Genomic DNA, 15,954 nt, shown 5'->3' on the forward strand with positions numbered 1-15,954 from the left:
GTTTGCTCGCAGTCTATGCAAGGCGGGGATTTCGTTCAAACGAATAGCCCCCGTGATTGTTTCCGGCCCCGGGCAGTGTTGCCGATTTGGAAACAAAGGCCGGTCAACTGCCGGGGGCGGTGGGCGTTGCGCTTTTGCTGCGGCTTTGCTGGATCAGCTCTGCCACCAGCGCGCGGCCCTCTTCGGAAATGGCGCGGCTTTGCGGCGCGCCATAGAGGGTGACGCTGGCGACATGGCCGCCGATCCGCGCTGTGCCGCGCCAATGGCGGGGGGACATGCCCTCGGCGGGCACCGGCCCTTGAGCCACAAAGATTGATGCCCCTTCGATGCGACCGGCCTCTTGCAACTGGCTTAGCCCCGCCGCTTCGGCAACCTGTTGCGGGGTCGGCAGGGGCGCGTCGGCCTCGGCTTCGATCAGCGCGAGGGTGAGAATGCCGCGCGGCGCGGCGCTGACCGCATCAGGCAGGCCAAGCGCATCGCAACGCGCCATCAGCGCAAAGCGACGTTTGAGGCTTTTGGGGTCGATGCAATAGCCCTGCGGCGGCACCACCTGCACCGCGCCCCCGGCCAAAGCTGTTTGCAGCAGCGGTTTCTCAGGTGTGGCGGGTCTGCCGCCAAAGGAAAAACCCTGACCGCCTTCGCAGGCGGACAGGGTGAGCATCGCAAGCGCCGCAAGCGGGCTTTTAGAGGTCCATGTAATCATGGGTCTCCGCCTTGGCGCCGGGATGTGTTACCGCGCCAAGGTAGGTGGGGCCGACGAGTTTCGCGTATTTCCACAGCGCGCCGCTTTCGTAGTTGGTGGCACGCGGGCCAGCCCATGCCTTGCGGCGCTCGGCCAGTTCCTCGTCCGAGAGGTCCACGGTGATGCTGCCCTTGACCGCGTCGAGGGTGATCATGTCGCCGTTCTTCAGCAGCGCGATCGGGCCGCCATGTGCCGCTTCGGGGCCGACGTGGCCAACGCAGAAACCGCGCGTCGCGCCAGAGAAGCGTCCGTCGGTGATCAGCGCCACCTTCTTGCCCATGCCCTGACCCGAAAGCGCCGCTGTGGTCGCCAGCATTTCGCGCATCCCGGGGCCGCCTGCAGGGCCTTCGTTGCGGATTACGAAGACGTCGCCTTCCTTGTAGGCGCGGTTTTGCACCGCCTCGAAGGCGTCCTGCTCGCATTCGAACACCAGCGCCGGTCCGGTGAAGACGATGTCTTCCTCGGCCATGCCCGCGATCTTCACGATGGCGCCTTCGGGGGCGAGGTTGCCTTTCAGGCCCACGACGCCGCCGGTCTTGCTGATCGGGGTGGCGACCGAGTGGATCACCTTGCCGTCGGCCTCGCGGTCGATGCGGTCCAGTTCTTCGCCGATAGAACGGCCCGTGGCGGTCAGACAGTCGGTGTGCAAGAGGCCCGCCTTGCGCAGCTCCTTCATCACCACCGGCACGCCGCCGGCGTCGTAGAGGTCCTTGGCGACGTACTGACCGCCCGGCTTCATATCGACGAAGTAAGGCGTGTCGCGGAAGATCTCGCAGACGTCTTCGAGGTAGAATTCGATCCCCGCCTCATGGGCCATGGCCGGCAGGTGCAGGCCCGCGTTGGTGGACCCGCCGGTACAGGCCACGATGCGCGCGGCGTTCTCAAAGGCTTCGCGGGTGCAGATGTCGCGCGCGCGGATGTTCTTCTCAATCAGGTTCATCACCGCCGCACCCGAGGCCTCGGCATAGGCGTCGCGGCTCTCGTAGGGCGCGGGCATGCCGGAGGAGTTCGGCAGCGCTAGGCCGATGGCTTCGGAGACGCAGGCCATGGTGTTGGCGGTGAACTGGCCACCGCAGGCCCCGGCAGAGGGGCAGGCGACGCGTTCGAGCACGTCGAGGGCAGCCTGGGACATGGAGCCGTTCTGGAAGCGGCCCACGGCCTCGAACATGTCCTGCACGGTCAGGTCGCGGGTGGCGAAATCTTCCGGCACATCGGCGCCCGCAGGGGCTTTGCCCGGCAGGATCGACCCGCCGTAGAGGAAGACCGACGGCACGTTCAGCCGCAGCATCGCCATCATCATCCCAGGCAGCGACTTGTCACAGCCCGCCAGCCCGACGATCGCGTCATAGCAGTGGCCGCGCATGGTCAGTTCCACCGTGTCGGCAATCGCCTCGCGCGAGGCCAGCGAGGAGCGCATGCCCTCGTGCCCCATGGCGATGCCGTCGGTGACGGTGATGGTGGTGAACTCGCGCGGGGTGCCCTGTTCGGAATGCACGCCAACCTTCACCGCCTGCGCCTGACGGTTCAGCGCGATGTTGCAGGGGCGGCTTCGTTCCAGCAGGTGGCGACGCCCACCAGCGGCTGGTGAATCTCTTCTTCGGTCATGCCCATGGCATAGTAGTAGGACCGGTGCGGCGCGCGGGCGGGGCCTTCGGTCACATGGCGGCTGGGCAGCCGGGATTTGTCGAAGCGGGGCGTGGTGGACATCGGTGGGCTCCTTGAAACGTCTTGAATGGAATAGTCGGGCGGCGGCTATGCTGCAAGGCTTTGGCGCGTATGAGGCGGGGGAACTGTTGTATTGCAGCGTGTTAGGGCATAGGTTCTGACCTTCTGGCGCGGTCGGTTCGGCCCGCCCGCAAGCGTGAAGGCCCGGCATATGCTCTGCAAGCACCACCCCCGATTTGAACGGCGCCGCTGATGAACTGGCGGCCCGATTACAGCGCCCACGCGGCCTTTGTCGCGCCCGCGCGCAAGACCTCGGCACTGTGGCGGTTTTTTCTGGGGCTGTTCGTGGCCGTGGTGGCCTATGTCGCGCTGAACGAGCTTTACTTTCAGACGGTCTATGGGCTGGCGGGATCGGCGGCCCCGTCGCTGCATGGCGATCTTCTGAAAGGGGCCACGCCGCAGGCGATGTATCTGCTGCTGTTCAGCTTTGGCACCATGGCGATGGCCGTCGCCGTGACCGTGCGGATCGTGCACCGGCGCAGCGCGGGGAGCCTTTTTGGCCTGCCGGGGCGGCTCTGGCCCGGTTTTCGCGCGGTTTCGGGGGCGATGTTGCTGCTGGGCGTCGCATTGGCGGTCCTGCCGCCTTGGGACATGGGCGGTGAGTTGACGCCGAACCTGCCCTTGGGCCGCTGGTTGCTGCTTTTGCCGCTGTCGTTGCTGGCCGTGTTGGTGCAGGTCAGCGCCGAAGAGATCGTCTTTCGCGGCTATGTGCAGCAGCAACTCGCGGCGCGGTTCAACGCGCCGCTGATCTGGATGGTGCTGCCGTCGGTACTGTTCGCAGCGGGCCATTACCTGCCTGCCGAGGCGGGGGAGAACGCGCTGATGGTGGCGCTTTGGGCCGGGGTTTTCGGCATCCTGATGGCGGACCTCACCGCGCGCTCCGGCTCGCTTGGGCCCGCCATCGCGGTGCATCTGTGGAACAATGTCTCGGCCATTCTCATTGTCTCTTTGCCGGATGATCTTTCGGGGCTGGCGCTTTATCTCACGCCCTTTTCGATGGATGACGCGGCGGCGTTGCGCTCATGGTTGCCGGTGGACTTCGCCTTGATGCTGGTCTCATGGCTGGCGGCGCGGCTGGCGATACGCCGCTGATTGCAATTTCCCCATGCGGGGATTATCTGGGACGGAACCACAGCAGAGGCCTGCCAATGAACTGGATCACGAACTACGTCCGCCCGCGAATCAACTCGATCTTCTCGCGCCGCGAGACGCCGGACAATCTGTGGACCAAGTGCAACGAATGCGGCACCATGCTGTTTCACCGTGAGTTGGCGGACAATCTGAACGTCTGCACGAACTGCGGCCATCACATGCACATCAGCCCCCGCGCGCGCTTCAAAGCGCTGTTCGACGGTGGCATCTTTACCGAGGTGAAGGTCCCGGCGCCCACACCCGACCCGCTGCATTTCAAAGACCAGAAGCGCTATCCCGACCGGATGAAGGCCGCGCAAAAGCAGACCGGTGAGCATGAGGCGATGCTGGTCGTGACCGGCGATATTGGTCGCACGCCGATCGTCGCCTGCGCGCAGGACTTTTCCTTCATGGGTGGGTCGATGGGCATGTATGTCGGCAATGCAATCATTGCCGCCGCCGAGGAAGCCGTGAAGCTGAAGCGCCCGCTGGTGCTGTTCTCCGCCGCCGGTGGCGCGCGGATGCAGGAGGGCATCCTGAGCCTGATGCAGATGCCGCGCACCACCGTCGCCGTGCAGATGCTGAAAGAGGCGGGGCTTCCTTACATCGTCGTGCTGACCCATCCCACCACCGGGGGCGTCACCGCGTCCTACGCGATGCTGGGCGATGTGCAGATCGCCGAGCCGAATGCGCTGATCTGTTTTGCCGGGCCGCGCGTGATCGAACAGACCATCCGCGAAAAACTGCCCGAGGGCTTCCAGCGCGCGGAATACCTGCTCGACCACGGGATGCTCGACCGGGTGACCAAGCGGACCGAGATGCGTGATGAGTTGATCACCATCACCCGCATGCTGATGGGCCTGCCCCCTGCCGTGCGCGGCGACTTGCCCGCCCCCGAAGAGCTTGAGGTGGCCGAGGCCGCCGCCGCCGTTCAGGCCGCAGCAGATCTGCCCGCCGACACGCCAGAGAAGAAATGAGCACGCCTTCATCCGACGTCATCCTTGAACGGATGATGGCGCTGCACCCCAAGATCATCGACCTGACGCTCGACCGGATGTGGCGGCTGCTCGATGCCTTGGGCAATCCGCAGAACGACCTGCCGGCGGTGATCCATATTGCGGGCACCAATGGCAAAGGCTCGACCCAAGCGATGATCCGCGCCGGGCTGGAGGCAGCGGGAAAGACGGTGCACGCCTATACCTCGCCGCATTTGGCGCGGTTTCATGAGCGCATCCGGGTCGCGGGGAATTGATCTCGGAGCCGGACCTCGCCGCCGTGCTGGACGAATGCCATGCCGCCAATGGCGGCGAAGAGATCACCTATTTCGAGATCACGACCTGCGCCGCGATCCTCGCCTTTTCGCGGGTGCCTGCCGATTATACCCTGCTCGAAGTCGGCCTCGGAGGACGGCTCGACGCGACGAATGTGGTCGATCCCGCCTTGACCGTGATCAGCCCGGTCTCGGTCGATCATCAGCAATATCTGGGCGAAACACTGGCCGAGATCGCAGGGGAAAAGGCGGGTATCATCAAGCGGCTTGTCCCTTGCGTGGTCGGCAAGCAGGAAGACCCCGCGCTTGAAGTGATCGAAGACCGCGCTGCGAAACTTGGCGCACCGCTCTTGGCCTATGGTCAGCAGTGGCATGTCGCGCCCGAAGCCGGGCGCATGGTCTATCAGGATGAGCGCGGCCTGCTTGATCTGCCGCGCCCCAATCTGCCCGGCGACCACCAGATCATGAACGCCGGGGCCGCGCTGGCCGCGCTGCGCCAACTTGGCGTCGATGCAGAGGCCTGTGAGGCTGCCGTGACGCAGGCGCAGTGGCCCGCGCGGATGCAACGGCTGTCAGACGGGCCGCTTGCCGATATGGCGCCCGAGGGCGAGTTGTGGCTCGACGGCGGCCATAACCCGGCTGCGGGGGCGGCATTGGCGGCCACGCTGGCGGCCCTGCCGAAACGCCCGACGCATCTGATTTGCGGCATGTTGAACACCAAGGACATTGCCGGATACCTGCGCCCGCTGGCGGCAGAGGCGGCAAGCCTTACCGCCGTGTCGATCCCCGGCGAGGCGGCGACCCTGCCTGCCGAGACGACGGCGAAGGTGGCGCGCGATGTGGGGTTCGAGACCGCAGAGGCCGAGACCGTCACCGAGGCGCTCAAGGCGATCATCGCCCGCGAACCCCATGCGCGTGTGCTGATCTGCGGCTCGCTCTACCTTGCCGGTAGCGTGTTGCGTGAAAACGTCTAATTAACCATATTTGGGTGTGCCGCTGCTGCGAGGTGCAGATTTGGTATATCTTAGTCACGGAAGTCTCCCCTTTCGAATTTGACCGAGGTGTCCCCATGCGCAGTTTCAGCCGGTCCGCGCGTCACGATCAGGATAATGCACGGAAATTTCAATTTATCTTCATGGCCGTAGGTCTCGCAATTATCGCGGGTGGCCTGTGGTGGCTTTATGAGGTCGAACGGCCCTACCACCCTTTCCTGCAGGGCAATGACCTGCATATGCAGCCGGTCAGTGATTCCTGATCGGTTGGCCGGGGGCGGTCAGCGTCCCCAGTCTTCCCCCTGCATCTCCCGCAGGCGGGAGGCTGTACGCTCAAATTCAAAGGTGCCTTCACCTTCGAGGTAGAGCATTTCCGGCGCGGCGGCGGCGGAGCAGATCAGCCGCACCTTCGCCTCATAAAGCGCGTCGATCAGGGTGACGAAACGCTTCGCCTCGTTAAAATTCGACCGGCCAAGGGTGGGGATGTTGTCTAGCAGCAGTACCCGCACCGCCTGCGCCAGCGCGAGGTAATCCGCCGCGCCCAAGGGCTGGCCGCAGAGCGCGTGAAAACCGGCGCGGGCCATGCCGTTGTGATATTGCGGTATGGTCACTTCGCGGCCCTTGACGTGTAGGGTTAGCGGTTCGCCCTCGGCCCCTGCAAGATCGTCCCAGACCGCGTCCATCGCGGCGCGGCTTTCGGCGTTGACGGGTGTGAAATAGACTTGCGACCCTGCCAGCCGGTCTTGGCGGTAGTCGGTCGGGCTGGCCAATTCATGCACCACCATCCGCTCTTTGATGAGGTCAATGAAGGGCACGAAAACCTCGCGGTTGATGCCGTTTTTGTAGAGGTCATCGGGCAGGCGGTTCGAGGTGGTGACCACCACGACGCCCGCGGCGAAGAGCGCCTCGAACAGGCGGCCCACGATCATCGCGTCGGTGATGTCGGTGATCTGCATTTCGTCGAAGGCCAGCAGGCGGACGCTTTCCGCCACGTCGCGGGCCACGGGCGCGATAGCGTCATCCACGCCGGTCTTGCGGACCTCATGCATGGCGTTGTGGATTTCCTGCATGAAGGCGTGGAAATGCACGCGCCGCGCAGGCACGTCTGGCAGATGCGCCACGAACATGTCCATCAGCATGGATTTGCCGCGCCCGACGCCGCCCCATAGGTACAGGCCCTTGGGGGGCTCTGGGGCTTTGCGGAAAAAGCTTTTCTTCGGCGGGTTGGCCAGCGCATCGCGGATGCGGTCGAACTCGGCCATGACGGTTTCTTGGGCCGGGTCGGCCTGTAGTTTGCCCTCGGCGACAAGCCGGGCGTAGGTTTCGCGCATGTTGCTCATGGCGAGAGAGATAGCGTGCTGGTGGGGGAGAGGAAAGGTGGTCTTGTGAGAGGGCCATCGCCTGCCCGCGGGTCGGCGATCAGGCGGTATGGCGTTGCCACTTTATGGCTCAACCATTGTGTGCGTTCGCAAGGTCGTACCCAGCCTCGCCCAATCGCCTACCCGTCCGGGCGGGCAGGCGATGGCCCGGCGCCTACGGCTTGATTCCGGGCCAAGTGGCAATCGCGGCTGTTACCAGTCCGCCGGCCCCTTCTCGGCAAATTCATGCACCAGAAAGTCGATAAACGCCCGCACCTTGGGCTGCGTGAAACGGCCCGGCGGATAGACGGCGTAGATGCCCTGCGTCTCCAGCGGCAAATCGGGGATCGCGTCCTCGACCAGACCTTTCTCCATCGCCTCGGCGTAGAGGAAGCTCGGCAGGTAGGCGATGCCCAGCCCCGAAATCGCGGCGTTCAAAAGGCTCTGCCCGTCATTGACCGACAGCCAACCGGCGGTGCGCACCTGCCGCTTCTCGCCCGAGGGCGCGGTCAGTTTCCACACGTTGCCCGACGACTGGTTCGAGTAATGCAGCAGCTTGTGATTGTTCAGATCGTCGATCTTTTCCGGCCGCCCGTATTGCTCGAAATACTTCGGGCTGGCGATCATGCGTTTGGTGGTCTCGGTCAATTTGCGGGCGCGCAGGGTGCTGTCTTCCAGCTCCCCGATCCGCACGGCCATGTCGAAGCCTTCCGAGATCAACTCAACGTAGCGGTTGTTCAGCACCATGTTCACGGTGATATCGGGGAAGTCCTGCAAGAACTCCGACAGGGCGGGGGACAAATGATTGACGCCGAAATCCGTCGCGACCGAAATCCGCAGCAGCCCCGAGGGCGCGGATTGCATCGAAGTGACCAAGGCATCGGCCTCGCCCGCGTCGTTCAGCACCCGGCGGGCGCGGTCGTAGTAAGCAAGGCCAATCTCGGTGGGCGAGACGCGGCGGGTGGTGCGGTTCAGCAATCGTGCGCCCAAGCGCGCCTCAAGCGAGGAGACATGCTTTGAAACGGCGGATTTCGAGATCCCCATCTTCTTGGCAGCATCTGTAAAGCCGCCTTGATCCACCACAGTGGCAAACGCTTCCATTTCCGTAAGGCGGTCCATTGCCTGTCCCTTCGCATTGATCTTGTTGCGGTCAGGTATGGGCGCCAATTCGGGCAGGATCGGGGCGGAGGCAAGACAGTCCCGTGGTCTTTGCGGGGATCGTTCATGGCATGGAAACGGCAGAACAATCCGTTTCCCCGCCTGTCACAGCCAGCGCAGCCATTTCAGCACGGCCAGCATGATGGCGGCGAGGCCGACCATGGCGAGGCAAAGGATCGCGAAGGCCTGCGGATCGTCCACCCCGGGCATCCCGCCCACGTTGACGCCGAAGAGCCCCGTCAGGAATCCCAGCGGCAAAAAGACCGCGGCGGCGATGGAGAGCATGTAGCTGTGCCGCGCCTGTCGCTGCGCGACCTGGTTGTCGTGTTCGTCCTGCACCGTGACGATGCGTTCCTGTAGCGCGTCCAATTCCTCGACCACGATGGCGGTGCGGTTGGCCAGTTCGCGCAGCTTCATCGCGTCGACGTCCGGCACCAGCGGCAGGTCCAGCGTGGCCAGCCGCTCCAGCGCGTGGCGTTGCGGGGCGAGGTAGCGTTCCAGCCGGATCGCGCTGCGGCGGGTCACCGGCAGTTCCTTCGGCGGCGGTGTGCTGTGGTCTTCGAGGTCGGCCTCATAGAAGGCCGTCCGATCCGCCAGCCGCGCCACTTCGACCTGCACCCGGGCGGTCAGCCGAGAGACCAGCGCCTCGACAAAGGCCGAAGGCCGGGGTGGCGCGTTGTTCTCGGCAGCCAGCGCGCGCAGCTCATCTATGGCAAAGACCCGGCGCATCCGCACGGTGATCACCACCGCATCCGTCACCCACATCCGGACGGAGACCATTTGGTCGGCCTGTTGCCCTTCGTTTAGGTTGATGCCGCGCAGGTTCAGGATCAGACCGTCGTCATATTCATCACAGCGCGGGCGGGTTTCGGGCTGTAGCAATGCGCCCGCCGGGATCTCGGGCAGGTGTTTGGCCAGCCACGGCGCCAGCGCCGGATCGGCCATGTCGTAGTGCCACCAGCGGTAGCGCCCCGGCCCGGTGAGGTTGTCGTCGGAGGGCACCTGCGCGGTGCCGTCCTCATAGATGTCGAAGACGCAGAGGGGCATGGAGACCTTGGATCGTTTTGGCAATCCTGCGGCGATCTAGGGCGGGGCGCAAGGGGCCAAGCGCCCGCCCCTCGCTTACAGCCCTGCGGCCAGCCGTGTGCCTTGGTTGATGGCGCGTTTTGCGTCCAGTTCCGCCGCCACATCCGCGCCGCCGATCACATGGCAGGTCTGCCCCCGCGCCTCCAGTGCGTCAGCGAGACTGCGCTCGGACAATTGCCCGGCGCAGAGCACGATGGTGTCGGCCTCGATCACCGTGGGGTTCTCGCGCGCTTCGCCAAAGGAGATATGCAGGCCCGCGTCGTCGATCTGTTCGTAGTTCACGCCGGCGATCATCTTGACGTTGCGCATGGTGAGCGAGGCGCGGTGAATCCAGCCCGTGGTCTTGCCCAAACCCTTGCCGGGCTTGCTGGTCTTGCGTTGCAGCATGGTGATCTGCCGCGCCGGCGCCGGGGGTTGCGGCCCTTCGGGGCGAGGCCGCTGCGGTGCGCGCCCGGATCGGTAACGCCCCATTCGCGCATCCATTCAGGCAGGTTCATCGTGCTGCTCTCGCCGTCGTGGACCAGATGTTCCGACACGTCGAAGCCGATCCCGCCCGCACCGATCACCGCGACCCGCTGGCCGACCTTCGCGGTGCCGTTCAGCACGTCGATGTAGCTGACCACGTTGCCGCGGTTCTGGCCGGGAATCTCCGGGTCGCGCGGCACGACGCCGGTGGCGATGACGACCTCGTCGAAGCCTGAGAGCGCCTCGCTCGTGGCTTCGGTCTCAAGCTGCACGGTCACGCCGTGGACCTCGAGCATGGTGCGGTACCAGTCGACGAGGCCCCAGAACTCCTCCTTCCCCGCGACTTGTTTGGCGAGGTTGAGTTGCCCGCCGATCTCGGAGGCGCGGTCCATGAGGGTGACCTTGTGGCCCCGCTCCGCCGCCGTGATCGCTGCCGAGAGCCCGGCAGGCCCGGCGCCGACAACGGCGATGGATTTCGGGCTTGCGGCGGGTTCGATCCGCAACTCCGTCTCGTAACACGCCCGCGGGTTCACGAGGCAGGTGGAGATCTTGCCGCCGAAGGTATGGTCGAGGCAGGCTTGGTTGCAGGCGATACAGGGGGCGATCTGGTCGGCCTGACCGGCCTTCGCCTTGGCGAGGAAATCGGCATCGGCCAGCATCGGACGGGCGAGGCTGACCATGTCGGCGCAGCCTTCGGCCAGCACTTCTTCGGCCACTTGCGGCGTGTTGATCCGGTTCGATGTGATGAGCGGGATGCCCACCTTGCCCATCAGCTTTTTCGTGACCCATGCAAAGGCCGCGCGCGGCACCGAGGTGGCGATCGTGGGGATGCGCGCCTCGTGCCAGCCGATGCCGGTGTTGATGATATTGGCGCCCGCCTTCTCGACCTCTTGGGCCAGTTGCACGACTTCTTCGAAGGTCGAGCCGTTGGGCACGAGGTCGATCATCGACAGCCGGTAGATCAGGATGAAATCCTCGCCCACCGTCTCGCGCACGCGGCGCACGACTTCCAGCGGCAGGCGCATCCGGTTCTCGTAAGACCCGCCCCAGCGGTCTTCGCGCTTGTTGGTGTGGGTGACGAGGAACTGATTCAGGAAATAGCCCTCGGAGCCCATGATCTCGACCCCGTCGTAGCCCGCCTCGCGGGCGCGCAGGGCGCAGGCGGCGATGTCGCTGATTTGTTTCTCAATGCCTTCCTCGTCCAACGCCTTGGGCGCGAACATGGAGATCGGGGATTTCACCGCGCTCGGGGCCACGCATTCAGGCGTGAAGGCATAGCGGCCCGCGTGCAGGATCTGCATGGCGATCTTGCCGCCCGCCTCATGCACCCGCTGGGTGATGATGCTGTGGTTATCCACGTCCTTCTGGCTGACCATCATCGCCGCGCCATGGGCCACGGCGCCTTCGCGGTTCGGCCCGATGCCGCCCGTGACCATCAGCCCCACGTCGCCCCGCGCCCGTGCCGCATAGAACTCCGCCACGCGGTTCCAATCGCCCGTCTCCTCCAACCCGGTGTGCATCGAGCCCATCAACAGCCGGTTCTTCAGCGTGGTGAAACCAAGGTCGAGCGGGGCAAGCAGGTGGGGATAGTCGGACATGGCTTTACCTTTCTGGGTGGGCTGGGTCACTGTGACACCATCGGAAACGGCAGGGCAAGTCACGCGAAACGCCGCGTCAACGATGTCGCTGGCGAAACGTCATAGCCGCGATGTGATCGCTTTGAGCCGCGCCTTGGTCGTGCTAACTCCCAAATGAACGCCATTCAGGAGACCTGCCCCCATGACCCCCGAAGAGATTGCCAAACTGCCCTACCGCCCTTGCGTCGGCGTGATGCTGGTGAATGCCGAGGGGGAGGTCTTTGTCGGCCAGCGGCGCGACCGGGATCAGGACGCTTGGCAGATGCCCCAAGGCGGGGTCGACAAGGGCGAGGCCGCGCGCGATGCGGCCCTGCGTGAGTTGGAGGAAGAGACCGGCATCCCCAGCAATCTGGTGCGGGTCGAAGCCGAGACGACAAGCTGGCTGCCCTATGATCTGCCCCATGAACTGGTGCCCAACATTTGGAAGGGCCGCTACCGGGGCAGGAACAGAAATGGTTCCTCATGCGTTTTCTGGGGCAGGACGATCAGGTCAATATCCAGACGGCTGAGCCTGAATTCTCCGAATGGCGCTGGATGCCCGCAGATCAACTGGTCGCGCATATCGTGCCGTTCAAACGTGCGGTCTATGCGGCGGTTCTTGAAGAGTTTGAGGAGAAGTTATGACACGGATCATCGCCTGCGCCCTCGCCACTTTGGCCCCGCTGCCCGCTCTTGCGCTCAGTTGTCTGCCCCATTCGGTCGAGGCGACCTATCAACGCGCGGCCAAGGCCGAGGAAAGTTATGTCGTGGTGCAGGGGCGTCTGACCTTTGACGCCAGCGCCCTGCCAAAGGGCGGCACCATCGGGATCAATCCGCCCGAAGAGACGCCGATCCGGGCGCAGATCAGCGGCAAGGCGCTATCCGAAGGGGGCTTTGACGTGCCCTTTGACCAGCCCTTGACGCTCAACGTTCAGTGTTTTGGCCCTTGGTGCGGCTCTGCCGAAGAGGGGGATGTTCTGGCCTTCCTCGAACGCAAGCCGGATGGGGCCTATGCGTTGGAAAGCAATCCCTGCGGGGGCGACCTTTTCGGCTCTCCGAAGCCTGCCATGGTGGATAAGGTGATCGCCTGTTTCCAAGGGGCGGAGTGCACGCCGGTTCGGTGATCCGGCGGCAGTCTTATGCCTCGATAAGCGGCACTTGCGGTGCCGCATCGCGGGGCAGCAGCCCTGTGAGACGCGGATCATCATCGATCTCAACCTGACGGCGCACCGGGATGAAGCCTGACCGCACATAAAAGCCAAGCGCCTGCGGGCTGTCGTTGGTGCAGGTATGCAGGTGCAGCCGGGTGATCGGCTTTTCCCATGCCAGCGTGATCGCTTGGTTCATCAGATACCGCCCCGAGCCGCTGCCGATCAGTGCAGAGGTCAGCCCGAAATAGGCCAATTCGCAGCTGCCATCTTCGGGGAAGTTCAACTCAAGCAGCGCCTCGTCCTTGCCATCGCGGGTCAGCGTATAAAAGTCCCGCGCCGGGTCTTGCAGCAGCGCAGAGAGGGCCGCGTCATCCAGTTTGAGCCGCCCGTACCAGAGCCAATCCATCCCGACACGCCGGAAAATGTCCCGAAACCAGTCGGGCGTCGGTGTGACCTTCCGAAAGGTGACACCCTCGGGCAGGGGCACCTCCCGCAGGCTGGGTTTGGCGTCCATCTCAAGATGGGTCACCACCACGGCCAGTTTGCCGGGCGGGACATCGTGAAAACCGTTCTCGATCATAGTCAGACCAGCCCTTCGGCCTTGAACAGGGCCATGATGTCAGTCTGGGGGCGGGGGCCGATGTGGCGGATCACTTCGCCCGCGCAGATGTTGCCCATGCGGCCACAGGTCTCAAGATCGCGGCCCGTGGCAAGGCCATAGAGGAAGCCCGCCGCGAATTGATCGCCCGCGCCCGTGGCATCCACCGGCACGACCTTTTCGACCGGCACGTCGACCCGTTCTGCGCCCCGGACCAGTGTGACCCCGTCGCCCGAGCGGGTGCAGACCACCAGCGGGCAAATCTCGGCGGTTTTGGCCAGTGCGGCTTCGGTGTCGTCGGTTTCCCAAAGGGCGCGAATCTCGGCCTCATTGCCGATGACATAGCCCAGATCGTTTTCGATCAGCGCGAGGAAGTCGTCGCGGTGACGCTCCACGCAGAAGGGGTCGGAGATGGCGATGCCCGCCATGCCGCCGCCCGCCGTCGCGGCCCGCGCGGCCTCGCGAAAGGCGGTTTTGCCGGCCTCATGGTCAAAGAGGTAGCCTTCGAGGAACATCAGCTTGGCCTTCTCAGTCACCGCCTGCGGCACATCGGCCGAGGTCAGCCCGGTCGAGATGCCGAGGTAGGTGTTCAGCGACCGCTCCCCATCGGGGTGACGAAGATCATGCAACGCGAGGTCGGGTTCTCGCCCTCCGCCACGGGGGCGTTGACGAAGTCGATCCCGATATCGGTCATCGCCTTGGCATAGAACTGGCCCAACTCATCATCGCGCACCCGCCCGATAAAGGCGGTCTTGAGGCCCAGCGCGCCCGCGCCTGCGACGGTATTGGCGACCGAGCCGCCCGGCGTCTGCACCCGGTCTTGCATCGCGGCATAGAGGTCTTCGGCGCGGTCACGCTCGATCAACTGCATGATGCCTTTCTCGATACCGTTGTCGGCAAGGAAATTGTCATCGGCATGGGAGATCACGTCGACGACGGCGTTGCCGATGCCAACCACTTCGTATTGGGTCATTCTGTCTTGTCCTCGTATTGGCACAGGTCACGGATGATGCAGGTGCGGCACAGGGGTTTGCGGGCTTTACAGTGATAGCGGCCATGCAGGATCAGCCAGTGATGGGCATGGCGCTGGAAATCGGCGGGAATGTTGTCTTCGATGGCGCGCTCGACCGCGTCGACCGTCTTGCCCGGTGCGATCCCGGTGCGGTTGCCGACGCGGAAGATATGCGTGTCCACCGCCTGCGCGGGCTGGCCCCACCACATATTGAGCACCACATTCGCGGTCTTGCGCCCGACGCCCGGCAGCGATTGCAGCGCGGCGCGGGAATTGGGCACCTCGCCGTCGTAATCGTCGACCAGGATTTGGCTTAGCTTGATGACGTTCTTGGCCTTCTGACGGTAGAGGCCGATGGTCTTGATATGGTCGATCAGCCCTTCAAGCCCCAGATCGAGCATCTTTTGCGGCGTGTCGGCGATCTTGAACAGGTCGCGCGTCGCCTTATTGACGCCCGCATCGGTCGATTGCGCGCTCAGCGCCACGGCCACGACGAGCGTATAGACATTCACATGCTCCAACTCGCCCTCGGGCTCAGGCTCTGCCTGTTGGAAGCGGGCGAAGATCTCGCGGATGGTATGATAATCAAGTTGGCGGGCCATGGCTCAGGGTATGCGATGAATGGCGCGGCAGGGCAAGCGGGGGCGGGGCTTGGGGGGCGATGGCGCAAGAAACGGGTCGCACGGGGGCAGGGGCGCGGCTAATCTGGTGGCATGACACAGATCGCACAGCTCTCTCCCGCGCCCGAAGATCAGGGGTACCACTATCAGGTGATGCGCCGCGCCATCGCCCTGATCGACGAGGCCGAAGACCCAAAGCAACTCGATTGGATCGCGGGCGAGATGGGCATGTCCGCCGCGCATTTCCAGCGGCTTTTCTCGCGCTGGGTGGGGGTCTCGCCGAAGCGATACCAGCAGTATCTGATGCTGGATCAGGCCAAGGTCATGCTGCGCGACCGTTTCACCACGCTGGCGGCGGCGCATGAATTGGGGCTGTCGGGCAGCGGACGGTTGCATGACCTTTTCCTGCGCTGGGAGGCGATGAGCCCCGGTGAGTTTGCCCGCAAGGGCGCGGGGCTGACGATCTACTGGGGTTGGTTCGACAGCCCCTTTGGCCCGACACTGGTGATGGGCACCGACAAGGGCATCTGCGGGCTCGCGCTGTCGTCGGAAGTGGGGGAGGATGCGGCGATGGTGGATCTTTGCAGCCGCTGGCCGCTCGCCGATTTCGTGGAGGCCCCCGCGCGGTTGCAGGCATGGGTCGACGCGGCCTTTGGGCGGCGGAAAGACCCCGAGGCGAAGGCGCCGCTCTACCTCATCGGTGCGCCCTTTCAAATCAAGGTTTGGGAGGCGCTGCTGAGCATCCCCTCAGGGCAGGTGACCACCTATTCCGAAATCGCGCAGAGCATCGGCAGCCCCCGCGCCGTGCGTGCCGTGGGCACGGCAGTAGGGCGCAATCCGGTGAGTTGGCTGATCCCCTGTCACCGGGCGCTGCGCAAAAGCGGGGGCTTGGGCGGCTACCACTGGGGGCTGCCGGTGAAACGCGCAATGCTCGCCTTCGAGGCGGCACGGGCAGAGGCGCAAACAGCTCCCTCTGGGCGGGTTTCTGCCGAATAGCGGTTATATGTAATGTTTTTGGGAACTTTGCGTG

At 64.5% G+C, this 15,954-nt stretch carries 10 protein-coding genes and 5 pseudogenes; 6 read left to right on the forward strand and 9 right to left on the reverse strand.

The annotated features are described in order from the left end of the window. Nucleotides 1–103: 103 nt before the first annotated feature. Nucleotides 104–703 carry a hypothetical protein gene (locus CUR85_RS08890; protein ID WP_067268043.1) on the reverse strand — a complete coding sequence of 200 codons (600 nt, stop codon included), beginning with the start codon at nt 701–703 and terminating at the stop codon, nt 104–106. Next, nucleotides 684–2,449 (reverse strand): annotated as a pseudogene (gene ilvD, locus CUR85_RS08895) (dihydroxy-acid dehydratase). The gene CUR85_RS08890 and the pseudogene ilvD overlap by 20 nt, the downstream one beginning before the upstream one ends. A 210-nt stretch (nt 2,450–2,659) precedes the next feature. On the opposite strand from ilvD, the gene CUR85_RS08900 reads away from it, so the two are divergent. From CUR85_RS08900 to CUR85_RS08910, 3 genes and pseudogenes are all read left to right on the forward strand, one after another. Further along, nucleotides 2,660–3,559, forward strand: coding sequence for a CPBP family intramembrane glutamic endopeptidase (locus CUR85_RS08900; RefSeq protein ID WP_067268047.1), 900 nt, complete (start codon nt 2,660–2,662; stop codon nt 3,557–3,559). A 56-nt stretch (nt 3,560–3,615) separates the two neighbouring features. Continuing rightward, nucleotides 3,616–4,575 (forward strand): acetyl-CoA carboxylase, carboxyltransferase subunit beta, encoded by a 960-nt coding sequence (accD, locus tag CUR85_RS08905; RefSeq protein WP_136720227.1) that lies wholly within the window; start codon nt 3,616–3,618, stop codon nt 4,573–4,575. Then, nucleotides 4,572–5,842: pseudogene (locus tag CUR85_RS08910) on the forward strand (bifunctional folylpolyglutamate synthase/dihydrofolate synthase). Before accD ends, CUR85_RS08910 begins: the two are co-directional and overlap by 4 nt. A gap of 299 nt (nt 5,843–6,141) precedes the next feature. Here CUR85_RS08910 and zapE read toward each other — a convergent pair. The 4 genes and pseudogenes from zapE to CUR85_RS08930 form a co-directional block, all read right to left on the reverse strand. Next, entirely contained in the window at nt 6,142–7,200 is a 1,059-nt protein-coding gene (gene zapE, locus CUR85_RS08915; RefSeq protein ID WP_067261145.1) for a cell division protein ZapE, read from the reverse strand. A 231-nt stretch (nt 7,201–7,431) separates the two neighbouring features. Beyond that, nucleotides 7,432–8,337, reverse strand: a complete 906-nt coding sequence (locus CUR85_RS08920; RefSeq protein WP_067261147.1) for a LysR family transcriptional regulator — start codon at nt 8,335–8,337, stop codon at nt 7,432–7,434. Between the two features lie 144 nt (nt 8,338–8,481). Then, nucleotides 8,482–9,423, reverse strand: coding sequence for a zinc transporter ZntB (locus tag CUR85_RS08925; RefSeq protein WP_067261148.1), 942 nt, complete (start codon nt 9,421–9,423; stop codon nt 8,482–8,484). Nucleotides 9,424–9,498: 75 nt separating this feature from the next. Then, nucleotides 9,499–11,525, reverse strand: a pseudogene (locus CUR85_RS08930) (FAD-dependent oxidoreductase). A gap of 181 nt (nt 11,526–11,706) precedes the next feature. Between CUR85_RS08930 and CUR85_RS08935 the strand changes: the two are divergent. Beyond that, a pseudogene (locus tag CUR85_RS08935) lies at nt 11,707–12,188 on the forward strand (RNA pyrophosphohydrolase). Beyond that, complete coding sequence (locus CUR85_RS08940; RefSeq protein ID WP_067261152.1) at nt 12,185–12,667, forward strand: hypothetical protein; 483 nt, start codon at nt 12,185–12,187, stop codon at nt 12,665–12,667. The pseudogene CUR85_RS08935 and the gene CUR85_RS08940 overlap by 4 nt, the downstream one beginning before the upstream one ends. Nucleotides 12,668–12,680: 13 nt before the next feature. Here CUR85_RS08940 and CUR85_RS08945 read toward each other — a convergent pair whose 3' ends face one another. From CUR85_RS08945 to nth, 3 genes and pseudogenes are all read right to left on the reverse strand, one after another. Next, entirely contained in the window at nt 12,681–13,274 is a 594-nt protein-coding gene (locus CUR85_RS08945) for a GNAT family N-acetyltransferase (protein ID WP_067261154.1), read from the reverse strand. A gap of 2 nt (nt 13,275–13,276) precedes the next feature. Beyond that, a pseudogene (locus tag CUR85_RS08950) lies at nt 13,277–14,265 on the reverse strand (adenosine kinase). Continuing rightward, nucleotides 14,262–14,906 (reverse strand): endonuclease III, encoded by a 645-nt coding sequence (gene nth, locus CUR85_RS08955; RefSeq protein WP_067261161.1) that lies wholly within the window; start codon nt 14,904–14,906, stop codon nt 14,262–14,264. Before nth ends, CUR85_RS08950 begins: the two are co-directional and overlap by 4 nt. Before the next feature lie 111 nt (nt 14,907–15,017). Between nth and CUR85_RS08960 the strand changes: the two genes are divergently transcribed. Next, nucleotides 15,018–15,920, forward strand: a complete 903-nt coding sequence (locus tag CUR85_RS08960; RefSeq protein WP_067265676.1) for a methylated-DNA--[protein]-cysteine S-methyltransferase — start codon at nt 15,018–15,020, stop codon at nt 15,918–15,920. The last annotated feature ends 34 nt before the right edge of the window (nt 15,921–15,954 follow it).

Source organism: Sulfitobacter faviae (assembly GCF_029870955.1).
Taxonomy (GTDB): Bacteria; Pseudomonadota; Alphaproteobacteria; order Rhodobacterales; family Rhodobacteraceae; genus Sulfitobacter; species Sulfitobacter faviae.